Genomic DNA, 22,479 nt, shown 5'->3' with positions numbered 1-22,479 from the left:
TCAGGCCAGACTTGCGGCCTCGTAGAACCGCCAGCTATTGCGTCCGGCACGCTTGGCGGCATACATCGCAATACCGGAAAACTGGATCGCCTGCCCAGCATCAGCGGTAGCCTGCCCCAACATGGCGATATCGATACTGCCCCCGATCACGATCTCGAATCGCCCTGCACCTCAAGCGGCATTCGCAGGCGGTCGAGGAAGCGCTCCAGGGCGTGACGCGCTCGATGCGATAGCCCGCCGCGAATCCTGAGTCCACGGCACCGCTTCGAGGTTCGTCACCGACAGGATCAGCCCCAGACAGACCGTCTCATGCAGCATCTCCGGTGGCGCGCTCGACCTGTCTCCGCCGCAAAGAAAAATTAAGTTCGCGGGAGACATTGTCGCCATATCGGCATCTTCCTGAAGGGTCGACTAGCGTGGGTTTGGCGATTCAAGTCCCGATAACCGCAGGGGCGCGGGGAACTCGGCGTGTTAGACTTTGTCATTAAACGCTCGGTGGTCAGAGCCTCGTTGGCGACGCCCTATTTCTTTTCTCGGATGGAGTCAGGCGCTCAATGTCTTTGGAAGAACTGCACCTCAATCTGCGCAACCTCACGCCCGAGGACTATCCGCAGCTCAAGCGGCTGATGGATGCCGTCTACAACGACATCGGCGGCGCCTGGTCGAAGCTCACGATCGACAAGCTGATCGGCGAGTTCGCCGACGGCCAGATCATCATCGAGGACGACGGCAAGATCGTCGGTGTCGCGCTGACGGTGCTGGTCGACTACGACCGCTTCTCCAACCCGCACAAGTACGACGAGCTGATCGGGCATCGCGAGATCATCCTCAATGATGCCAACGGCGATGCGCTCTACGGGCTCGATGTGCTGATCGATCCGGCCTATCGCGGCTACCGCCTCGGCCGGCGTCTCTACGAAGCGCGCAAGGACCTGTGCCGATCGATGAACCTGCGCGCGATTCTCGCTGGCGGCCGGATCCCGAACTACCACCAGCACGCCGACGAGATGCCCCCCGCCGAGTACATCGATCGGGTGGCGCGCAAGGAGTTCTACGACCCGATCCTGTCGTTCCAACTGGCCAATGATTTCCTGGTCAAGCGCCTGCTGACCAAGTATCTGCCCGAAGACGAGAAGTCGATGGGCTATGCCACTCTGCTCGAGTGGAACAACATCCTCTACGAACCGGCCAGCCGGATCATCGAGACCCGCCGCACCCAGGTTCGCGTCGGCGCGGTGCAGTGGCAGATGCGCGAATTCGACTCGGTGGAGGCGGTGCTCCAGCAGGTGGAGTTCTACGTCGACGCAATCTCCGACTACCAGAGCGATTTCGCGGTCTTCCCGGAGCTGTTCAACACCCCGCTGATGGGGTTGACCGACCAGACCGACCAGGTCGCCGCCATTCACTTCCTGGCCGGCTTCACCGAGCGCTTCAAGACCGAGATCTCGCGTATGGCGATCTCCTACAACATCAACATCGTGGCCGGTTCGATGGTCGAGCTGGGTGAGGACGGCAAGCTCTACAATGTTGCCTACTTGTGCCACCGCGATGGCGAAATCGACCGTCAGGCCAAGCTGCACATCACTCCGCAGGAGCGGCGCGACTGGGTGGTCGAGGGCGGCGACGAGCTGCAGGTGTTCGAGACCGATGCCGGCCGCGTCGGCATGCTGATCTGCTACGACGTCGAGTTCCCCGAACTGCCGCGGCTGCTGGCCGAGCAGGACATGGACATCCTGATCGTGCCGTTCTGGACCGACACCAAGAACAGCTACCTGCGCGTGCGCCACTGCGCCCAGGCCCGCGCCATCGAGAACGAGTGCTACGTGGTGGTCTGCGGCAGCGTGGGCAACGTGCCCTCGATCGAGAATCTGGACATCCAGTACGCCCAGTCCTCGGTGTTCTCGCCGTCGGACTTCGCCTTCCCCCACGATGCGGTACTGTCGGAAACCACGCCCAACACCGAAATGGTGATGTTCTCCGATCTCGACCTGACCAAGCTCAAGCTGGTGCGCTCCGAAGGCGCGGTGACCAACCTCAAGGATCGCCGTCTCGACCTGTTCGATCTGCGCCTGCGCGACTGGTCGTGGAAATCCGGGGCGCGCCAGGAAGAGACCTGATCCATGGGCTTGCGGAGCGGTTCGTGGAAAGCCTGGTGGGGCCGTCGACACGACGCCCGACAACGCTCGCGCCAGCCGTTCGACCCGGAGGCATGGCGGCCGATTCGCCACGGCCTGCCGCTGCTGGCCGACCTCGACGACTTGGATGCCGAGCGTCTCGGTCCGCGCGCCTGGCAACTGCTGCAGGACAAGCGCTGGGTGGCGGGTGACGGGGTCGAAGTCGACGATGCCGCCCTGCTCGCCATCGCCGCGCAGGCCAGCCTGCTCACCCTGGGCTGGTCGGACCGCGACGCCAGCGCCGCCTTCGACAACGTCACCGAGATCGTCCTGCTGCCGGACGCCTTCCATCGCCACGTCGAGGAGATGGACGACTTTGGTGTGATGCACGAATACATGGATGAACGCGCCGGGGAAACCTCCTGGCGCGGCCCCGTGGTGCTGGCGATTCCCGATGTCGCCGACAGCGGTGACTACACCGGCTATAACGTCATCATTCACGAATTCGCGCACAAGCTCGATCTGGGCAACTCGCAGGATGTCGACGGCTTCCCGCCACTTGCCGCCGCGAGCGACGTCACCTCACAAGAGTGGCACCGCGTCTTCACCGCCGTGTGGGACGACCTGCAAGCCCACATCGCCCGCGACGAACCCACCCCCATCGACGACTACGCCGCCACCCACCCCGGCGAATGCTTCGCGGTGTGCTGCGAACTCTTCTTCACCGCCCCGGATCAGCTGGTCGATGTCTACCTCGAGCTTTATGACCTGCTGAAGCGCTACTTCCGACAGGAAACGCTGGCGCGGTTTGAGCGGAGGCAGACGGCTGGGGTCGATCAGTCGTGGGATTGATCCTGCTCGCCTCCCGACAATCCCCTCCGCGCAACAGTCATCCCCTCGCCTTACTGACTATCGCGACCAAGCCGATCCTGACTAGAGAATTGGTCTCAATGGGCGTTACTCATGATGAACATTGTTTTACGGTGATACGAGGATAGTTCCGTTCGATTGGGCATGCAGTCGGCACAATGATTGACACCATACATCAATATCACTAAAACTGATTAGAAACATACTCTTATTAGCCTAAACACAACTATGCAACATGCCTCTGCAGGCCATTTTACACACCGTTATTTTCAGAAGCCGGGGGATAGAAATGGTAGCGCAAGCTACATCACCACTTGATGTTGGCCAAGTGCTTGAGATCAGCTTTCAGCCGTTCACACCACGGATGACTATCCATTCGGAGTGGGAGCTGACGGTAGAAATCGTTTCAGGCGACAATGTCGGCTTCTCTGATAGAGTCGAATACGAGGCAGTCGCGATCCGCGATAATCTAGTACTGCTCTCTTGGCAGGAGCATATTGGAAGCACGATCGTCCATGTTCTCGATTTTCATTCTGGAGAAGCCCACACAGTCGTAACGCCAGATGAGGGCGATGTTATGCGTCTCAAAGGATGTATTGAAAACAAATAGGCCATGCCTGGGAGGCGAGCTGCCCCTTTTCCGATAGCGGAAAATAGAGCGCTATCAGCGCACGTCTTGGCTGTTTTCCCCTATCGAAGGCGGTCGATTATGCTGGCTTCATAGCGACGCGTCTTACCGCGAAAGGCTTGATTTGACACCCATCTGCGCCAGCTTTGAGGCCCCATGCGAAAGATTCTGCTCGTCGACAACGGTTCCCTGCGTCCTGCCGCGACGCTCAACCTGCGTCGTCTTGCCGATGCCTTGAGCCAGGCCACGGGAGAGGCGGTAAAGGCTGCATCGCTACTCCACTCCTTCAAGATTTCGCCCGAGCAGCTCGGTGGTCGCAAGGCGGATTCCCTGGGGCCGCTGGCCGAACGATATGCGGCCGAGGGCGTGACCGAGCTGCTGATCCTGCCCTTCTTCTTCGGGCCCAGCCAGGCGCTGACCCGCTACCTGCCGGAGCGTCTGGCCGAGGTGCAGGCCAGCTACCCGCAGCTGTCGGTGAGGGTCGCCCCGCCGCTGGTCGATACGCTGCTGGCGCCGGATCTGTGTCTGGCCCGGCTGCTGGCGGACAACATCCGCGAGCGCATGGCCAACCTGTCGCGGCCAAAGGTCGTGCTGGTCGACCACGGCAGCCCGATCCCGGAGGTCACGGCGGTGCGCAACTATCTCGCCGGGCAACTGAGTACGCTGCTGGCCGATGAGGCCGAGTGTGTGACCTTTGCCTCCATGGAGCGCCGCGAGGGCGATGCCTACCGCTTCAACGAGCCACTGCTGGAGACGTTGCTGGCCTCACCCGTGCTGGCCGAAGGTGACGTGATTTTGTCCTTGCTGTTTCTTTCCCCGGGCCGTCACGCTGGCGAAGGCGGCGATATTGCGGAGATCTGCGCGCAGGCGATGTCACGTGCCCCCAGCCTGAATGTCGTGACGACCCGGCTGGTGGGTGAGAACGACGCCATCCTGGAACTCCTCGCCACTCGCCTGCAGCAGGCGCTGGCCGGTGGGCCACTATTGATGGAACTACCGGCGACTGGCACCAAGGACACATGATCCACGCCTCAGCTTGAATCGGCAGTTGGCAGCGTGCGCTTATGCCTTCGCCGCCAGCACACGCTCGAACTCCTGCCGCCAGGCCTTGGCATATTGCGCCGGGCCGGCGGGAAATCGCCCCAGCTCCACCGCGAGATCGAAGAAACCCTGCGCCGGCAGCCCTTCACCACGGCGGCTGACGACCAGCGCGGCGATAAAGGGCCGGTCTTGCTGGGCATCCTCGCGCATCGTGCTCTCCAGTGCCTGGGCGACGCGCTGGATGGTGCGCGGCGGTCGCAATCCCAACGCCTCGGCGAGTTGCTGGTAGGTCAGCGGCAGAGTCTCGCGAGGCGCCGTCTCTAGCAGCTGGCGAACCTGCGCGGGGAGGGATTGAGCGTCGGTCATGATTCTCAGGCGTTCGGATCGAAGAGCTTCACTTCGCGAATGTCGATTCGCTCCCATACCCGCCCGGTCATATAGGGCTCGGTCTCGAGCCACGCTTCGAGATCGGCGCGGTCGTCGAAGCGAAAGTGCGCGTTGGAGCCGACCATCTTGCCGTCATCATCCAGGATCGCGCCGCCGCTGAGGAACTTCCCCTGTTTGGTTAGCTCCCGTACGCCTGCCAGATGCGCATCCCGATTGGCCAGCCGGCGCTCGAGCGCGTCGTCGTCGGTGTAGTCGTAAGCCACCACGGCATACTGCTTCATGCGGTGCTCCTGCCGTTCGTTGATCATTGGAGAGAATTGGCATCATGCGTCAGCTTTCTTGACCAAGCAAATTGGCCTCGATGGTCAACCTTGGCTTTATATTTTCCGAAGGTGTCTTACACCCGAGACATCAATCTGCGCACCTGTTATTCGTCGGTCTGTTGCCACGATAAGTAGTTGTCTCCCCACGCTTTCATGGCGTCAAGTACAGGGGAAAGAGTCAACCCAAGCTCCGTGAGTGAGTACTCTACGCGAGGAGGAACTTCCGCAAACACTTCGCGGGAGATGATGCCATGTGCTTCAAGCTCTCGAAGTTGCAACGTCAAAGACCGTTGAGTGACACCACCGATAAGCTTGCGAAGCTCCCCGAACCGTTTCGTCCCACTCAATAAATAGTAAATAACAAGCGGCTTCCATTTACCGCCGGCGACCGCAACGGTTGCTTCCACAGTGCATCGGTATTCGTGCATTTCTTGATTTTTCATCGTTCGAAAAGCGCCCATTAGTATAAATTTTATACCTATGTATAAACAATGTACCTACTTTTCAGCGCGCATGAAAGACTCCAGAATCCATCTCCGCGGCGACTAACAGCCTTGTCGCGTACATTTCTGATACAGGGCGTGGAGAGAATACTGATGAAAGCAGCCTACTATGAGGCCCAGGGCAGTGCCCGGGAGGTATTGGTTGTCGACGAGTTTCCGACTCCAGAGCCCGGGCCGGATGAGGTCCGGGTGCGCATTCATGTTTCCGGATTGAATCCGACTGATATCAAGGCGAGAACCGGCTTCTCAGCGGAAATGCCCTACCCGCGAATCATTCCTCACCAGGATGGCGCAGGCGTTATTGATGCTGTCGGCGCCAATGTATCACCCGAAAGACGTGGTGAGCGGGTTTGGGTTTATGAAGCGCAGTTTGGTCGAGCAATGGGAACGGCAGCAGAATACGTTGTATTACCATCGAGCCAAGCCGTTCATTTGCCTGACGCGGTATCGTTCGAAGTGGGTGCTTCGCTTGGCATTCCGGCGTTAACCGCTCACCGCTGCCTGTTTTCCGATGGCAATCTCGAAGGTCGGCGGGTATTGATACATGGCGGTGCCGGAGTGGTCGGAACAGCAGCAACTCTGTTGGCAAAATGGGCTGGCGCGTGGGTTTCGACAACGGTGACGAATGCTGATCAGGCCACTGTAGCAAAGGCAAATGGTGCGGACCTGGTGCTCGACCGAGCATCAGGAGATGTTGCGAATCTCGTTCTACAAGCAACCAATGGACTCGGCGTCGATCACATTGTCGATGTCGCTTTGAAGTCCAATCTTGCCATCAACCTGGCCTGCTTGTCTCAAGGCGGAGTTATTGGCGCCTATGCAACCGATAGCGCGATGGACGAATTATCCATTCCGTTACTGCAGTCCATGATCCATGGATGCGTCTTCCGCTTCGTCTATATCTACAACGTGCCTGACGAGGCAAAGCAGAAAGCCATAAAGGACATCACCTCTTGTCTATTGGCGGGGAGGTATTTTCCCAAAATCGGGTTGAACTTACCTCTAGAAAGCATCATCCATGCTCACGAGACACTGGAGCGTCATAAAGTCATAGGGAAAGTTCTTGTACATATATAAATCGACAGACTTGAGTGCCCGCTCTCGCTCTTTACAGAGATAAACCAGGCGTATTGCTGCATCAAGTCCATGCCTCTTGAAAGCAGGCGGCCAGATAGTCGATCAGGGCGCGGACTCGTGCGGGCTGATGGTGGCGATCGGTATAAACGATCTGCAGGTCGAGTCGTGTCGCTTGGTGATCGGCCAGGAGCCGTACCAGGCGGCCGTCTTTCAGCGGCTCGTCGAGCACGAACATGGGCGCGTACACGATACCGAGGCCTTCGATCGCCGCACGAACCAGCAGGATGATGTCATCCGAGCGCATGACGGCAGGGCCGTCGATCACGTGCGCACCATTTTTACCATCACTTACCATCCAGTCGCCGGGCGAGCGGGCCTCCGTGAACACCAGTCGTGGTAACTGGCAAATGTGCGAAACATCTCGCCTCGCGCCAGGGGCTAGCAAGCCGGGCGCACAGCAGAGGCCCATACGGATACTCCCGAGCGGGCGGGTATGCAAAGCCGAATCGGGGAGTTGCCCGATGCGCACGGCAAGGTCCAGCCGGCCATCGACCAGATCCACGTAGCGCTCATCCGTGTGCAGGTTCAGCGTGATCCTTGGGTGAGCGCTGCAGAACGCAGCCAGCATCGGCGCCAGCGTCAACGTACCGAAGGCGCGCGGCACGCCGAGACGAATCTCCCCGGCAAGCTGACTGCGGCCCTCGCGTGCCTCGGCGTCCGCCTCCAACAGAGCATCGATAATGCGCTCTGACGCCACCAGGTATTGCTGGCCGGCCTCGGTTAGCGACAACGCGCGGGTGCTGCGATGCATGAGTCGCGTTCCCAGCGTCGATTCGAGCGCACTCAGATATTTGCCAGCCATGGCAGGCGAAAGATCCAACGCTCTTCCGGCAGCGGCGATGCTGCCGTGTTCGACCGCTGCGATGAAGACTTCGATTTGTCGGAAACGATCCATGAACCCGATTCCCTCATTGCATGATCGATGGCATTTCATTTTTGCCACATTCCATCGCTTGGCGATCTTATTCAGGATAGCGACTCCTCGTACGTGTTGGGAGTAGAAAGAGATGATGATCGAAACGGATGGTGCCACTCTTCATGTCTCGGAGCATGGCGCTGCGCATCGCACGCTCGTGTTTCTGCACTACTGGGGCGGTTCTGGTCGCACTTGGACCGATGTGGCCACGGCACTTGGCGGGCAGGGTCGTTGCCTGATGCCGGATCTGCCGGGTTGGGGGCAGTCCAGCCCTTCGCGGCACGGGTATCGGATTGCGGACCTGGCCGAGTCGGTTAGCGGGATGATTGACGCGTATCAGCTCCGCGATGTCGTACTGGTCGGTCATTCCATGGGTGGCAAGATTGCCCAGTATCTCGCGGGCCAGCGGCCGGCCTGGCTGAAGAAACTGGTGCTGGTGGCATCGTCCCCCGCCCTGCCAATGGATGTTCCGGAGCCTCAGCGTCTTGCCATGCAATCGGCCTATGACAGCCGCGCGAGTGTCGAAGAGACACTCGATAATGTGCTCACGGAGACGCCGCTCGCCGGGATGATGCGCGAACGCGCCATTGCCGACAGTTTGGCCGGCGATCCGGCTGCCAAGGCCGCCTGGCCTGCCGCCGCCATGCTCGAAGACATCAGCGAGACGACACAATGCATCAATGTGCCGACGCTGCTGTTGACCGGTGAGTGCGATCGAGTGGATCCTCCAGCCGTTCTCGCCGACCGGCTCGTGCCCTTTCTACCGACCCCGGAAATACAGGAACTGGCAGGTATCGGCCACTTGTTGCCGCTGGAAGCGCCGAAGGAAGTCGCAGGGCATATCCAGCGGTGGCTGGACGAGTTGGAAAACAGAGTCCGTAAATGATGGATACTAGGGGCTAGTCATCGAAGCATAAATCGACGCCTACCATATAACTCTCACAAGGCTATCACCATGATCGATCTCCGCAGCGACACCGTCACCCGCCCCAGCGAGGCGATGCGCCAGGTAATGTTCGACGCCCCGCTCGGTGACGACGTGTGGGGCGACGACCCGAGCGTGGCGCACCTGGAAGCCTATATCGCCGAGCGTACCGGCAAGGCGGCGGCACTGTTCTTCCCCTCCGGCACCCAGAGCAACCTGGTGGCGCTGTTGAGCCACTGCCAGCGCGGCGACGAGTACATCGTCGGCCAGCAGGCGCACACCTATCGCATGGAGGGCGGTGGCGCGGCGGTGCTGGGCGGCATCCAGCCGCAGCCGATCGAGAACGAGGCCGACGGTACCTTGCCGCTGAAGAAGATCGAGGCCGCCGTCAAACCGATCGATCCGCACTTCGCGCGTACGCGCCTGCTGACGCTGGAGAACACCTTCCACGGCCAGGTCCTGGACGCCGGTTATGTCGAAGCGGCCACCACTCTGGCACGTCGCTTCGGCCTGGCGACGCATCTGGACGGGGCGCGAATCGGCAATGCGGCGGCGGCGACCGGTGCCAGCCTGAAAGCGCTGTGCACACCCTTCGATACGATCTCGATCTGCTGCTCGAAAGGGTTGGGGGCGCCGGCGGGATCGGTGCTGGTCGGGGCTGCCGATTTCATCGAGACGGCGCGGCGCTGGCGCAAGGTGGTCGGCGGCGGCATGCGCCAGGTCGGCATGCTGGCGGCGGCGTGCGAATACGCGCTGGAGCATCAGCTCACGCCGCTGGTGGAAGACCATGCCAAGGCCGAGCGTCTGGCGGCGGGCCTGGCGGAGATCGACGGCATCACGGTGACGGCACAGGCCACCAACATGGTATTCGTCGAATTCACCCGCCCGGCACTCGATCCGGCCGATCTGCACGCCTGGCTGAAAGCGCGCGATATCCTGGTCGGCGCACTCTACGCACCGCGCTTCGTCACCCACCGCGATGTCTCGATGGGCGATATCGACCGCGTCGTCGACGTCGTTGGCGAGTATTTCAAACGCGGGTAAAGCGGTTCGCTCAGTTGAGCCGGGTGGACGAAGACGTGCTCGGGCGGGTCGGTGTCGACGGCGAGCTCGTGGACGTATCGGGCGCTTCCCAGGCGCCGCCATCGCCGGCGGGAGCGCTGGGGTTGCAGCTCCGCCGCGCCGTGGAGACGGTCGAGCCGCCATCGTTGCCGTGGCAGATCGATCCACCACCGCTGGGCCGTTGTTCTCGCGTTTCCCGCGGATAGGTCAGCCCGGGACTGACGTGGACGTCCAGGCGCTTGGGCACGTAGTCGGCGCGTCCGTCACGGTCATTATCCGGCAGCCTGACGCGGTGGCCGGTCTGGGGATCGACGACGGAAACGCCATCGGCGACGGCGGGAGCGCTGACCAGCGTCGTGCCAGCCAGGATTAGCGTGAGACAGGTCGCGGTCAACGTGGTGCGGCGCCTGGCGGGCGTGATGAGCGTTCGCATGGTCCATCTCCGGTGAGAATCTGCTACGTCAACATAGTGTAGCGCCCGCCGCGATTCCGGGCGCGGATTCACGGCGGCGATTCGCTGGTCTGGGAGAGCCACTCCCACAGCGCCGCCGCCGACGGACGCAACTGCCGACGGCTGGGACGGACCAGCCAGAAGGCTTCGTCGGTCGGCATATCGAGATCGAACGGTGCCACCAGATCGCGGCTGGCCTCGAGCAGACGGCGATGCGACAGCGCGATGCCACCGCCGTAGGAAGCCAGCGCCAGCGTGGTCACGTGGGTGTCGCAGATCATTGCCTGGCAACGGTGTTCCAGACCAGCGAACCCCGCTTCCACCAGCCAGCGCGGCCAGCCGGCAGCGAATCCCGCCGCGTGCAGCAACGTCTTGCCGGCGAGATCCTCGGGCGTGTCGAGTGCCGCCGCCAGCGCGGTCGAGCAGACCGGCAACAGCCGCTCTTCCCCCAGACACTCCGCCATCACGTCGTTCCAGTCGCCATGGCCGTAGCGAATTTCCAGATCCGCCCCTTCGGCGCCGAAATCGTCTGCCCAGATCGCGCTGACCAGGCGCAGGGTGATCTCGGGATGCATCCGCTGGAAATGGATCAATCTCGGCGCCAACCAGGTCTGCTGCATGGCCGGCGTGGCTCGTAGAGTGACCGGCGCACCGGGGCTGGGGCCGAAGACTTCCGAGGTGCCCTCGGCAAGGCGGGTGAACGCGCCCTGCACGCTGGGCAACCACGCCTGCCCGGCCGGAGTCAGCGCCAGGCTACGTGGATAGCGCACGAACAACGACTGCCCGACTCGATCCTCGAGCAGTCGGATACGTTGGCTAATCGCCGACTGAGTGACGCCGAGCTCCCGACCCGCCTCGGTGAAGCTCAGTGTTCGCGCTGCCGCCTCGAACGCCTGCAGCCACAGTACCGGGGGAAGTTCGGACATCTCGTTTCCTGAAAGGAACTTGCTGGAAGGGTGTGGCTGAAATACCGGGAGTCAGCCGTTAGGCTAATAGACAAAGCCGGCCATTAGCCAAGCTTGGCCTTAGCGGCCAGATTAATCGTTTGTCATGGTCCGAAGCAATCCGCATTCTAGGGGCACTCAATGACACACATCGTTAACGAAGATGGCGCTGTCAGCCATCGAGGAAGTGCCCTTTGTCATCCGCTCTTTTGTCATCCGGAGGCGCCTTCAACGACGCTCTGACTGCTCGTCAGGGCCAGACGCCCATCGATATGGCCGAACTGCGCCGCTATCGCCAGGGCAGTGGTGCGCCGGCCGCCACGCTAGAGAGCGTGACGCAACAGGCGCGCCGCCTGACGCTGAACTGGTCCGACGGCCGCGCCGGCCAATTCCCGTTGATGTGGCTCCGCGATCACTGCGCCTGCGACCAGTGCCGCCATCCGCTGACCCGGGAGCGCCTCTACAAGCTGCTCGACGATCCCCTGTGGGAGCGCCTCGACGGCGGTGACGCGCTGGCATCGTTCGAGTTCGACGCCAGTGCACTGACGCTGACCTGGCGGGATGGACACGTGTCGCGATTCGATGCCGGCTGGCTCTATCAGCGCTGCCCCGGACAGGAACTCGCCACGCTGCTGCCGACACCGACGCCGTGGCCGACACACTTTACGCCGAGCCACGTCAGCCATGCCGACTTCATCGATGGCAGCGACGGTCGCAGCCGCTGGGCCACCGCCCTGCTGCGTGATGGCCTGGTCATACTCGATCAGGGGCCGTGCGAGCTGGAGGAAGTGTCGCGCATCGCCGAGAGCATTGGCCCGATGCGTTCGACCAACTTCGGCGCCCGGTTCGACGTGCGCTCGGTCCCCAATCCGAACAACGCCGCCTATACGGCGATCGGTCTCGAACTGCACACCGACCTGCCCAACTGGCGCCAACCGCCGGATATCCAGCTGCTCTACTGCCTGGAAAACGACGCCGAGGGCGGCGAATCCAGCTTCGCCGACGGCTTCGCCGCCGCCGAGACGCTGCGTGCCGAGAACCCCGAAGCCTTCCGTGTACTGTCCGAGACGCTGATCGATTTCCGCTTCCAGGACGACGGCCACGATATCGCCGTGCGCGAGCCGGTCCTCGACCTGGACGAGAGCGGCAACCCGCGCGAGATCCGCTTCAACAACTGGATTCGCGATACGCTGAGCCTGCCGCCGGACCGGATCGAGGCTTGGTACGACGCCTATCGCGCACTATGGCAGATCCTGCGTCGCCCCGAGGGCCGCGTGGAGCTGACGCTGGAACCCGGCCAGATGGTCGCTTTCGACAACCGCCGCGTGCTGCACGGTCGCAATGCCTTCGACCCCAACACCGGCAAGCGCCATCTCCAGGGCACCTATCTCGACCTGGACATGTTGCAATCACATCTGCGCGTGCTGTCGAGATGAACCGAACGGCACGGTGTTGATACGAGCCGCCCGACGTCATCACTGCGTGACCGGGCGGCTCTTCTGCGTGTATCCCCGGTACACTCTGGCCAGGGAATACACGCCCATTAGGGAACGACAGGAGACAACAAATGAAACGACCGCAAACGATTTCCGCCCTGACGCTGACCACCGGCTTGTTGATGGGCGCTGGCTTGACGTTGACCAACGCGAGCGCTGCGCACGCCGCTGACGATACCGTGACCTACGGTGTCCCGGCCTGGCCCGGCATCACTGTGAAAACCGAGATTGCCCGCCAGCTCCTGGCGCCGCTGGGGTATCAGGGCACGGCTCAGGACATCGGCCTGCAGGTGATCTATCAGGGCCTCGATACCGGCGATGTGGACGTCTTCCTGGGCGCCTGGCTGCCGGCCCAGAACTCGATGCTGGAGCCATTGGAAGACGACGGCAGTATCACCCGTCTGGCTACCAACGTGACCGGCGCGCAGATGACGCTGGCGGTGCCGGACTATGTCTACGACAGCGGCGTCACCTCCTTCGCCGATCTCGATTCGCATCGCGACGAGTTCAACGGCGAGATCTACGGGTTCGGTGCCGGATCCGCCGCCAGCGAAATCCTGAACAAGGCGATCGAGGACGATACCTGGGGCCTTGGCGACTGGACGCTGGTCGACACCAGCACCGTCGGCATGCTGAGCGCCGCCAAGAGCCATATCGCCAACGAGGAACCCATCGTCTGGGTCGGCTGGACCCCGCACTGGATGAACCTCGAACTGCCGATGCGCTACCTCAGCGACTCGAAGAACCTGTTCGGCGAGGGCAATGGAGCCAGCGACGTTCGCACGCTGATGGCAAGCGACTACGCCAAGGCCAACCCTAATCTCGTGACCTTCTTCGATCAGTTCTCGTTTTCCGCCGAGGAGCAGAGCTGGATGATCAAGCAGTACGGCCAGGCAGAGAAGCCGATGGAAGAAGTCGCCACAACCTGGATCGAAGACCATCCGAACCGCGTCGAAGCCATGATGAAAGATGTCACGACGCTCGAAGGCGAGCCGGCCTGGGAAGCGGTCCGGGAAAAATTCTCCTTGTAGATCAAGATATCGGGAGCCACCGCCGGGTCACGGTTTGACGTAGCAAAAAACCGTTACAAATTCGTGGCGATTTTTTTGTCCTCGCCTGGAACTAATGCAGCAGGGCTGACTCTGAGTAGGTGTTCCCTTGAATGATCCCTTACTTGCCCACCATCCCCTGGTGGGCATTTTTTTGTGCCCTGCCATCCCCGGCGATCACCCTTCGGGCTATCCCTGGCGCGACGTCAAAAATTCTCCCCGGAAATTCTTTATCCGTCTTTCCGACATTCAGCGCTTGGCGGTATTCTCCCGCGATCAAGGCAACGGCGGCACCCGCCCCGTCATCTCGGTCGTCATGAAATCGACGAACTGCCGAATCCGGGCACTGTCTCTTGCCCGTTCGGCGTAGAGCAGGTGAAAGTCCGCCCGGATCCCCTGCCACTGCGGCAACAACGGCACCAGCTCGCCGCTCGCCAGATGCTCGTGAACATCCCACCAGGAGCGCAGCAAGACGCCATGGCCATCGAGCGCCATTCGCGTCATCGCCTCGGCATCGTTGCTTGCCAGCCGGCCATGAACGCGGATGGCACGACGGGTGCGGGTATCGTCGGTGGCCTCGAACCGCCATAGCGAGTAGTCGGTATCGTTCTCCCGCACGATCAGGCAGCGATGCCGTGCCAGATCCTCCAGCCGCTCGAGCCTGGGTGCGCTCGCCAGATAATCGGGTGCGGCACAGAGTATCCGGCGATTGGCGAGCAGTCGCCTGGCGATCCAGCGCGACGCCGGCGGCTCACCGACGCGAATGTTGATATCGAACCCCTGCTCGTCGAGGCCGACCGGAAAGCTGGTCAGCTCCAGCAGCAGCTCCAGCTGCGGATGACACGCGGCAAAGCGCGAGATCAGCGGTGCCACATGGCGCCGGCCAAAGCCGAAGGTGGCGTTGATTCTCAGCCGACCCGAGAGCACGGCGCCCTGGTCTCGCAGCGAGTTCTCCAGATCGCCCAGGTCATCGAGGATCATCGCCCCGCGCGCCAGATAGCGCTCCCCCTCGGCTGTCAGCGACAAGCGGCGAGTCGTTCTCGCCGCCAGTGACACGCCGAGACGCCTCTCCAGCTGCTGCAGCCGCTTGCTGACCGCCGAGAGTGACAGCCCCAGTTCCCGGGCCGCGCCGGTCAGGCTGCCTGCCTGGGCGATCCGCTGGAAGAAGGCCAGATCGTCGACCGCGGACATCCAATTCTCCACCTCAACGCAATAGTTGTTCCGATTTTAACCGGATTATCCCGAATCCGGCAGCGACTACACTGGTTCCAGCGACCCAACGAGCCCATGAACGAGGCCAGACCGATGTTCGACGGATTTCGCGAGTTCGATATCGAGGTAGAACGGGACATCGCCATTCATGGCGTGATCGGGGGTGAAGGTCCACCGCTGCTGCTGCTTCACGGCCATCCGCAGACCCATGTCATCTGGCATCTTCTCGCTCCTAGGCTCGCCGAACACTACACCGTGGTCGCCACCGACCTGCGCGGCTATGGTGATTCCGGCAAGCCGGAGGGAGACGAACGGCACCTCAACTACAGCAAGCGCCGGATGGCGTTGGATCAAGTCGCGGCCATGCAGGCGCTGGGGTTCGAGCGGTTCTTCCTCTGCGGGCACGATCGCGGCGGGCGAGTCGCGCACCGGCTGGCGCTCGATCACCCCGAGCGAGTGGGCAAGCTGATGGTGCTGGACATCGCACCGACACTGGCAATGTACGAGGCCACCGATCTCGTTTTCGCCACGGCCTACTGGCACTGGTTCTTCCTGATTCAACCCAGGCCTCTGCCGGAATCCTGGATCGAAGCCGCGCCCGCCGACTATGTCACCCGGATCATGGGTGGCCGCCATGCCGGGCTGGGCCCGTTCGCCCCTCGCGCAATTGCCGAGTATCAACGCTGCCTGGCACTCCCGGGCGCGGCCCACGGCTTGTGCGAGGATTACCGGGCCTCCCGCACCATCGATCTGGAGCACGATCGCGCCGACCGCGATGCCGGCCGGCATCTTCAGGTTCCGCTGGCAGTGTGGTGGGGCGAGCACGGCACCATCGAGCGCTGCTTCGATGCCCTCGGCGAGTGGCGGGCGGTTTCCAGTCACAGCGTCGAAGGCAGTGCCCTGCCCTGCGGCCATTATCTTCCCGAGGAAGCGCCGGATGCGGTCTTCCAGCAACTCACCCACTTCATGAGGTAAGCCAGCCATGGCTCACAACCCCGCTCAAGCCAACACCCACAAAATCGCCGTCATCGCCGGCGACGGCATCGGCACCGAGGTAGTTCCGGAGGGACTGCGCGCACTGGAAGCGGCCGCCGGGCGTTTCGATATCGGTCTTGAGTTCGAGCATTTCGAATTCGGCAGCTGCGACTACTATCTCGAGCACGGCAAGATGTTGCCGGACGACTGGTTCGAGACGCTCTCCGGCTTCGATGCCATCTTCTATGGCGCGGTAGGCTGGCCGGACAAGGTGCCGGATCACATCTCGCTATGGGGCTCCCTGCTGCAGTTCCGGCGCCACTTCGACCAGTACATCAACCTTCGGCCCTGTCGCCTGATGCCCGGAATCAAGAGCCCGCTGGCCGACCGCGAGCCGGGTGACATCGACTTCTACGTGGTGCGGGAAAACACCGAGGGCGAGTATTCGAGTATCGGCGGCAAGATCTTCGAGGGCACCGAGCGGGAAACGGTCATGCAGGAGACCGTAATGACGCGCACCGGGGTCGACCGGGTGCTGAAATACGCCTTCGACCTGGCCCAGAGTCGACCGCGCCGGAAACTCACCTCCGCGACCAAGTCCAACGGTATCTCTATCACCATGCCGTACTGGGACGAACGGGTGAAAGCGATGGCCAAGGGTTATCCGGAGGTCAGCGTCGACCAGTTTCACATCGACATCCTGACCGCCAACTTCGTCCTGCATCCGGACTGGTTCGATGTCGTCGTCGCCAGCAATCTCTTCGGCGATATCCTTTCCGACCTCGGTCCCGCCTGCACCGGCACCATCGGCGTCGCGCCCTCGGCAAACATCAACCCGGAAGGCAAGTTCCCGAGTCTGTTCGAGCCGGTCCACGGCAGCGCCCCGGACATCGCCGGCAAGGGCATCGCCAACCCGATCGGCCAGATCTGGTGTGGCGCCATGATGCTCGAGCATCTGGGCTACAAGGAGGCGGGCGACGCGATGGTCAGTGCGATCGAGCAAGTCCTGGCAGATGACGACAAGTCGGCGCTCACCCCTGATCTGAAAGGCAAGGGAACGACCCAGAGCCTGGGCGAGAAGATCGCCGCAGCGATTGGTTGAAGCGAGACTGGCGACGGCGGGTCGGCTCGTCGTCGTTTTCCAATGATGGCGTCACCTTGCTCGACTACAGCAAGGCAGCATCAAAGTAGTATTTTACAAAGCGTCTTACTGCTCATAACGCCAGGGACGCTGCCTTTTTCAATGAGTTGTCGCGACAACTCATCCTGAATCGAACGATACAGGGGAAGAATCGAACCTCGCATACCATCCTCGGCATACCGCTGGTCGATATAGAACGCGGCACGCTCACCGCGAAAATGGATCGGCCGGGATACCTGGGAAAAGCGAATACCCGACCTCGCCAACAATCTTTGGAAACGATTTTCCATCATTGCAAGAACGTGAAAGCGCTCAATCAACCCCGTAAATGCCGTAGCGCATAAAAAAAGGCTAACTCCGATCATAGGGAAAAAGCGCCTTTCCTGTTGCGAAAACACAAACTCACCAAAGCCATCCACCGCCGCTTCCTCAACTCTGCTGGACCGGAAATAACTCGGGATCGCCACACGAGATATCTCGCAAAGATCCTCGGATCGAATCTCGGGATCGAGCTCAATCTCGACACCGTGTTCCTCGATAGGGAGACCATAACCACGCAGACTACGGGTATCGGGAAATACGATTCTCATACAACCCGCAGAAAGCCCTGTCGCTCTATGCTCTATCAGACAATGAAGAGATCGGCCATCGAACTCGTCCCGCTCGACTCGATTCTTCGTGTCAATAGGCTCATATCCAAGCTCTTCACAATACACTTTGTGTCTGAGAGAAAAGACTCGTAGCCGGTCACTGTCTGACGCAGCAAAAATCACATTGAAAAGGTCAAAAAATTCATTCTCCACCCCGTCCCCCTTATACCTTATAAAACTTGGCATCAGCTACAGCAGAAGGTTTCCCTAAATAAAAACCCTGGACATAGTCGACCCCATAACCTAAAAGATAGGGCAACAGCTCAGACCTATCGACAAACTCCGCCACTGTTTTCTTACCCATCCCTTTAGCGATATCCACGATGGCCTTGACGATCAACTGACTCTCTTCGCTCTCGGGAAGCTTCTGAATAAACGAACCGTCTACTTTTATATAGTCGGCAGGAAACTGCCCCAGGTAATGGAAGCTACTAAACCCAACGCCAAAATCATCCAGCGCCACCTTGCAACCCAATGCTCGGACGCTCTCCAACACGCCTCTCGCCGAGGCAAAATCAGTCACCGCGGCAGTCTCGGTAACCTCAATAATTATCCGTGCAGGATCAACCGCATGACGCACGAATTCATGCTTCATGAAGTCAGTCAAGTCACCGTCATGTAAAGACTGTCCGGATAGATTAATAGCCAAGTTGGCCGTGGTATCACCAAGCGTGGACATTAAGCGGATACCATTCGACAACACCCACCTGTCGATGGCAACGATCTGTCCGCTCTGCTCGGCGATCGGAATGAAAGTACCGGGAGACAAACTCTTACCATTGGCGTCTTTCAGCCGGAGAAGAACCTCATAGTGTTGGACGTCGAAATCGACTAGTCGAAAAATTGGCTGAACCATGAGTTCAAAATCGTCATTGAGCAGCGCATTGCGAATCATCTCGACCCAATATACGCGTTGTTTGATCTCCTCTCGTCCCTGTTGCTCAGGTGACAATAGATGCCATCGCTGCACGGCATCGTCTTTCGCCAGGTACATCGCGTAATCGGCATTGGCCATCAACTCATCGGGAAAAGCACCGTTATCCGGGTAGATCGCAATACCAATGCTGGCGCTGGCCCGATGGATACGGCCTTCGACATGCAGTGTCTTCTGTTCAAGATGGTTCGCGATTTGCTGAGCCATGTCGATAGCACTCTGCTGAGATGCATGTTCGAGGAGAATGGCGAATTCGTCGCCACCCAGGCGGGCCACGACATTGCCTTGGCCCAGTTCCGACAGGTCCGTGGCAACCGACCGCAACAGCTGGTCGCCTGACTGATGCCCACTCGTCTCGTTGACTTCCTTGAAGCGGTCTAGGTCCAGGTAGAGAACTGCACCAAACGAGCTGGGCGTGACGGCGCGAGACAGGGCCTCTTCAAAGAATCGTCGGTTGTAAAGTTCGGTCAGTGAATCTCGACTGGCCAGCCAAAGCAGTCTCGTCTCCGCCAATTTTCGCTCGGTAATATCCACCCCGACGGAGATGAGTTCCTGATAGTCACTTCGACCTTCCGTGTCCAATGGAGTGTGATACCAAACAATAGTTCTAACCTCACCATTCCCTGAGACTAACTTGCTTTCCTGTTGACCACCACCATCAAAAAACTCATCAATATTAACCAGATCCGCCGCAAACACGTCTTGGAATTTATTATCAGACAGTTGCTCACCCGACTGCCCCGTGAGCCACTCGCAAAATCGATTGGTTAAGGTAATGTGGCCATTTCGGTTATGGATAACGATCAAAACTTGAGCGGTATTGAAGAGACCTGACACAAAATCTCGTTCTCTTGCCAGCTCCTTAACGCGGTTCTCCAGTTCAACGCCACGGAGACCGATTTCTCTTTCCATATCCTCTAGCTTGGTTTCCAGCTCAATCGCCGTGCCTTCTAGCACATCGAGCTCATCTAGAAAGAAAGCTTTTGTCGGTGACATCGAATCCCGCATCACGTCGTACCTTCGCTGTGCCAACAGAGGGAGCTTCCGACTAATCAACCTCAATCTGTCCATTCGATTTTTCAACATGATGAACAGGATGACTTCCGAAGCCAGCCATCCCAGCAACGCAATTAGAAGAACCATACGTGTAGTACTGGAAATCGAACTTATCTGACTAGTGACATCCGAAACCAGCAGGAAATACCCGGGTCTTCCGCCCGTCTGTTGATTGTCTCTATCAATGGCAATCGCAGTGACTTCAAAGACCTTGTCACCCTCACTATATCGAGCGACCTTGCCATCAACGTCGGAGAACGCTATTTCTCCAGCAATGGATTTGAATAACGGCCAGCTGGTATCTTCATGTGTCAAGGCAATCAAATTCGCATTCCAGCTTCCCAAAAACCTGTCACGGTCAAAGCTGGTCAACTCCGGAGAAGTGACTAACAGCGCAACTTCGCTACCCGAGCTTCTTTGCATATAGCGAGTCACGTCGGCAAGCGAACGGGAGACCATGATGACTCCGGCGTCCGTGCCTTCTGCCAATATAGGAACGGCCACATATTGGCGACACTCTAGATAGCAGACAAGCCTTCTCATTGGCTTCTCTTCTTTGATGACTTCTCTCAGCCACTTGGCATCCACCGTTGCTCGATTGACATCCTGCCCTTGGCCCAGCGTTATTATTCTTTTGGTGTCACTATTGTAAACACTGACGTCATCAAGTCCGGCATCCAATTGAAGCGTTGGCCATTGAGGTGACAAAGCTGATTCTATATCCGAAGAATCGCCTTCAAGTAGAGCATGACTCAGGTCGGGAGAGGATGCCAATAAGCTAGCTATTTGCCGCATGGTATCCGCCGAACTTTGTAAAGTCAGTGACACTTCATACCGTTGGCGATCATAGAAAGTTTTTTGAGACTGACTGAACTGCTTTACCAAGGCGTGGTTGCTCACCCATGCGACGAGGCTTGCTAATGCCAGCAGCAAAAGACTGGTAAATGCCAATGCCCTCCATTTGAGACTAACACGAAAAACACCCTTCCGATTGTGCATTTAATCAGCCTTAAATTGGCGTCGCTAGAAAAAATAGGAAGCCTGGAATAGCAGCATGTCCCAATATTTATCTTGGTTTTCAGAAGCCCTACCACTAGTCACAGGTAGCCATCCTGTGCCTTCGACATGATGCAGTTCTGACGACAGAAGGAAACGAGGATAAACTTGCCATTGAAATCCGGTTGTCCAATCCTTGGCATATCGAGAAAACGCAGGCCGATTGGTCTGTTCCGCGAAATTTTCTCCGCGTCTATCTCCTCGGTCCACTACGTATGAATCATACCTCACAATCCAGTCCCAGGTGGTGCTCAGTCGTCTTGAGTACTGGACATACCAGCTCTCACCGGTAACGTCGTAGTTATAGGGATTGGTAAAGCCCTCAGTCTTCAAATTTCTGAGCGCGTATTCAGCCGTAAAAGACCATTTTTCCTGATTGTATTGAAAAGAAAAAATCCACGGCTCGAAGAAAAAGTCACCATTTCCCGGTGCTTCATCTGTGGAGTCGAACTCAGCTGTTACTCTGGCATTTGTCAGTGCAAGCACAACGGCACCGCCACCGTACTCGTATTTTAACTGGCCAATGTAGGAATTTTCTCCAGAGAAATCCCCCAAACCATCGCTGCCTAACAATGATCCTGCCACTTGGCTATCGAATCTGGGTTTCCCGACGCCGACCTGAAACCTGACCACGCTGTTATCCATGCGTCGTTCAGCGTATCCCATGACACCGTCAGAACTCAGCGCTGGCTTTCTGGTGCGATCAAAGTAGATAGACTGTGGCAACAGTATGCCGGGGCGTGTAATCGCGACATCTCTTGCCTGGTTATATAGCCCGAACGGGTTCTTGAATCGTCCAAACTGTACACCCATTGTATTTTCGTTATCAGTTAAAAACTGATAATCCACCACGCCATAATCGAGTTCGGGATCATTCAACTCGCCATCATCCCCGGCTTGCCTGGCCAGTAGCTGTCCCGCCACCAACACGTTGCTGAGCGGTCGAAAGGAGGCGTTCAGGCCCAGTTCGGTGTATTCCCAGCTTCCGCCGCCCTCGCTACTGGGCCCGAAGAAATCGTTATGGTCGGTCACGATGAGTGCCTGGCTCATGAAACCGTGCACCTGAAAGGTATCGGGCAGCGATGCGGCTCTGCTCACGGGTACCTGAAACAGCAGGCCGACCATGACGAGAACGGCAATGGCGGCTTTCGCAAAGTCACTTGATAACGATTTATTCAATGTCGAGCACCCGAACCTGACCATTCAGGCTTGTTTTTTTGATGTATCCGACACTGCCGGGCGTGGAGGCGACGTCCTCGATCATTTCGGCTTCGCTGGCGACCTCGTTGGGGGCCTGCCCAGTGCCGGAGAACACGGCACGATCCCAGGCGAGTCGGAGTTGATGCGGATAAACACCCAAGATTTTCTTGGAAAAATCCTCGTGAATCGGATTGTCGTCCGGCAGGACGAAGACGTGCACGGCCTGCCCGTCGGGGAAGGTTCTCTGTCGCATCGCGAAAATGGCCCTCAACGTCTCCAGCGGAAGGGAAGCCTGCTGTACCGTCTTGTTGGCGATAACGACGGTTGCGGGCTCGTCTCCGAAACTATCGACGGATAACAGAGAGAGCAGTAGCACACAGCCGGTCAATGTCCGCCGCATGCGTCACGA

At 59.3% G+C, this 22,479-nt stretch carries 23 protein-coding genes; 11 read left to right on the top strand and 12 right to left on the bottom strand.

From position 1 onward, the window contains the following. A complete protein-coding gene (locus tag F0A16_RS21665; protein WP_187775907.1) occupies nt 1-150 on the bottom strand; it encodes a hypothetical protein in 150 nt (49 codons plus the stop codon). A 404-nt stretch (nt 151-554) separates the two neighbouring features. Here F0A16_RS21665 and F0A16_RS05250 point away from each other — a divergent pair, with 404 nt between their 5' ends. From F0A16_RS05250 to F0A16_RS05235, 4 genes are all read left to right on the top strand, one after another. Beyond that, entirely contained in the window at nt 555-2,117 is a 1,563-nt protein-coding gene (locus F0A16_RS05250; RefSeq protein ID WP_149434335.1) for a bifunctional GNAT family N-acetyltransferase/carbon-nitrogen hydrolase family protein, read from the top strand. A gap of 3 nt (nt 2,118-2,120) precedes the next feature. Beyond that, nucleotides 2,121-2,966, top strand: coding sequence for a M90 family metallopeptidase (locus F0A16_RS05245; protein ID WP_149434334.1), 846 nt, complete (start codon nt 2,121-2,123; stop codon nt 2,964-2,966). A 253-nt stretch (nt 2,967-3,219) separates the two neighbouring features. Further along, complete coding sequence (locus tag F0A16_RS05240) at nt 3,220-3,594, top strand: MoaF-related domain-containing protein (RefSeq protein WP_149434333.1); 375 nt, start codon at nt 3,220-3,222, stop codon at nt 3,592-3,594. Between the two features lie 174 nt (nt 3,595-3,768). Next, nucleotides 3,769-4,635, top strand: coding sequence for a sirohydrochlorin chelatase (locus F0A16_RS05235; protein WP_149434332.1), 867 nt, complete (start codon nt 3,769-3,771; stop codon nt 4,633-4,635). A gap of 39 nt (nt 4,636-4,674) precedes the next feature. Here the strand turns inward: F0A16_RS05235 and F0A16_RS05230 are convergent, their stop codons facing one another. The 3 genes from F0A16_RS05230 to F0A16_RS05220 all read right to left on the bottom strand — a co-directional run bounded on the left by F0A16_RS05230 (nt 4,675) and on the right by F0A16_RS05220 (nt 5,806). Next, nucleotides 4,675-5,019, bottom strand: coding sequence for a hypothetical protein (locus F0A16_RS05230; protein ID WP_149434331.1), 345 nt, complete (start codon nt 5,017-5,019; stop codon nt 4,675-4,677). Nucleotides 5,020-5,024: 5 nt separating this feature from the next. Continuing rightward, nucleotides 5,025-5,321 (bottom strand): YciI family protein, encoded by a 297-nt coding sequence (locus F0A16_RS05225; protein WP_149434330.1) that lies wholly within the window; start codon nt 5,319-5,321, stop codon nt 5,025-5,027. A 146-nt stretch (nt 5,322-5,467) separates the two neighbouring features. Next, complete coding sequence (locus F0A16_RS05220) at nt 5,468-5,806, bottom strand: winged helix-turn-helix transcriptional regulator (protein ID WP_149434329.1); 339 nt, start codon at nt 5,804-5,806, stop codon at nt 5,468-5,470. A gap of 153 nt (nt 5,807-5,959) precedes the next feature. On the opposite strand from F0A16_RS05220, the gene F0A16_RS05215 reads away from it, so the two are divergent. Next, nucleotides 5,960-6,943 carry an NADPH:quinone reductase gene (locus F0A16_RS05215; RefSeq protein ID WP_149434328.1) on the top strand — a complete coding sequence of 328 codons (984 nt, stop codon included), beginning with the start codon at nt 5,960-5,962 and terminating at the stop codon, nt 6,941-6,943. A gap of 61 nt (nt 6,944-7,004) precedes the next feature. On the opposite strand, the gene F0A16_RS05210 is transcribed toward F0A16_RS05215, so the two are convergent. Beyond that, on the bottom strand, nt 7,005-7,898 hold the full coding sequence (locus F0A16_RS05210) for a LysR family transcriptional regulator (RefSeq protein WP_187775906.1): 894 nt from the start codon (nt 7,896-7,898) through the stop codon (nt 7,005-7,007). A 112-nt stretch (nt 7,899-8,010) separates the two neighbouring features. Here F0A16_RS05210 and F0A16_RS05205 point away from each other — a divergent pair, with 112 nt between their 5' ends. Both F0A16_RS05205 and ltaE read left to right on the top strand, forming a co-directional pair. Then, nucleotides 8,011-8,805: an alpha/beta fold hydrolase gene (locus tag F0A16_RS05205; protein ID WP_149434326.1), complete on the top strand. Its 795-nt coding sequence runs from the start codon at nt 8,011-8,013 to the stop codon at nt 8,803-8,805. A gap of 69 nt (nt 8,806-8,874) precedes the next feature. Then, complete coding sequence (gene ltaE, locus F0A16_RS05200) at nt 8,875-9,888, top strand: low-specificity L-threonine aldolase (RefSeq protein WP_149434325.1); 1,014 nt, start codon at nt 8,875-8,877, stop codon at nt 9,886-9,888. A gap of 10 nt (nt 9,889-9,898) precedes the next feature. On the opposite strand, the gene F0A16_RS05195 is transcribed toward ltaE, so the two are convergent. After that, nucleotides 9,899-10,339 (bottom strand): hypothetical protein, encoded by a 441-nt coding sequence (locus tag F0A16_RS05195; protein ID WP_149434324.1) that lies wholly within the window; start codon nt 10,337-10,339, stop codon nt 9,899-9,901. A 68-nt stretch (nt 10,340-10,407) separates the two neighbouring features. Then, nucleotides 10,408-11,283 (bottom strand): LysR substrate-binding domain-containing protein, encoded by an 876-nt coding sequence (locus F0A16_RS05190; protein ID WP_149434323.1) that lies wholly within the window; start codon nt 11,281-11,283, stop codon nt 10,408-10,410. Between the two features lie 212 nt (nt 11,284-11,495). On the opposite strand from F0A16_RS05190, the gene F0A16_RS05185 reads away from it, so the two are divergent. Together F0A16_RS05185 and F0A16_RS05180 are read left to right on the top strand one after the other, a co-directional pair. Next, the gene (locus F0A16_RS05185; RefSeq protein WP_239023718.1) at nt 11,496-12,737 is read left to right on the top strand and encodes a TauD/TfdA family dioxygenase; all 1,242 of its coding nucleotides are present in this window, start codon (nt 11,496-11,498) and stop codon (nt 12,735-12,737) included. A 131-nt stretch (nt 12,738-12,868) separates the two neighbouring features. Continuing rightward, nucleotides 12,869-13,828: an ABC transporter substrate-binding protein gene (locus tag F0A16_RS05180; RefSeq protein ID WP_420853064.1), complete on the top strand. Its 960-nt coding sequence runs from the start codon at nt 12,869-12,871 to the stop codon at nt 13,826-13,828. A 294-nt stretch (nt 13,829-14,122) separates the two neighbouring features. On the opposite strand, the gene F0A16_RS05175 is transcribed toward F0A16_RS05180, so the two are convergent. Further along, entirely contained in the window at nt 14,123-15,037 is a 915-nt protein-coding gene (locus F0A16_RS05175) for a LysR family transcriptional regulator (RefSeq protein WP_149434322.1), read from the bottom strand. Between the two features lie 114 nt (nt 15,038-15,151). Between F0A16_RS05175 and F0A16_RS05170 the strand changes: the two genes are divergently transcribed. Both F0A16_RS05170 and F0A16_RS05165 read left to right on the top strand, forming a co-directional pair. Beyond that, nucleotides 15,152-16,033, top strand: a complete 882-nt coding sequence (locus F0A16_RS05170) for an alpha/beta fold hydrolase (RefSeq protein WP_149434321.1) — start codon at nt 15,152-15,154, stop codon at nt 16,031-16,033. Nucleotides 16,034-16,040: 7 nt separating this feature from the next. Beyond that, complete coding sequence (locus F0A16_RS05165; protein ID WP_149434320.1) at nt 16,041-17,135, top strand: tartrate dehydrogenase; 1,095 nt, start codon at nt 16,041-16,043, stop codon at nt 17,133-17,135. An 80-nt stretch (nt 17,136-17,215) separates the two neighbouring features. On the opposite strand, the gene F0A16_RS05160 is transcribed toward F0A16_RS05165, so the two are convergent. The 4 genes from F0A16_RS05160 to F0A16_RS05145 all read right to left on the bottom strand — a co-directional run bounded on the left by F0A16_RS05160 (nt 17,216) and on the right by F0A16_RS05145 (nt 22,470). Then, nucleotides 17,216-17,977 carry a PEP-CTERM/exosortase system-associated acyltransferase gene (locus F0A16_RS05160; RefSeq protein WP_187775905.1) on the bottom strand — a complete coding sequence of 254 codons (762 nt, stop codon included), beginning with the start codon at nt 17,975-17,977 and terminating at the stop codon, nt 17,216-17,218. A 10-nt stretch (nt 17,978-17,987) separates the two neighbouring features. Further along, nucleotides 17,988-20,765 (bottom strand): bifunctional diguanylate cyclase/phosphodiesterase, encoded by a 2,778-nt coding sequence (locus F0A16_RS05155; protein WP_187775904.1) that lies wholly within the window; start codon nt 20,763-20,765, stop codon nt 17,988-17,990. A gap of 72 nt (nt 20,766-20,837) precedes the next feature. Continuing rightward, the gene (locus F0A16_RS05150; RefSeq protein ID WP_239023717.1) at nt 20,838-22,049 is read right to left on the bottom strand and encodes a hypothetical protein; all 1,212 of its coding nucleotides are present in this window, start codon (nt 22,047-22,049) and stop codon (nt 20,838-20,840) included. Further along, nucleotides 22,042-22,470, bottom strand: a complete 429-nt coding sequence (locus F0A16_RS05145) for a hypothetical protein (protein WP_239023716.1) — start codon at nt 22,468-22,470, stop codon at nt 22,042-22,044. The genes F0A16_RS05150 and F0A16_RS05145 overlap by 8 nt, the downstream gene beginning before the upstream one ends. Nucleotides 22,471-22,479 lie beyond the last annotated feature (9 nt).

This window comes from Salinicola corii (assembly GCF_008298015.1).
Lineage (GTDB): Bacteria > Pseudomonadota > Gammaproteobacteria > Pseudomonadales > Halomonadaceae > Salinicola > Salinicola corii.
The sequence above is the reverse complement of the archived record's forward strand: the minus strand, read 5'-3'. Positions and strand labels throughout refer to the sequence as shown.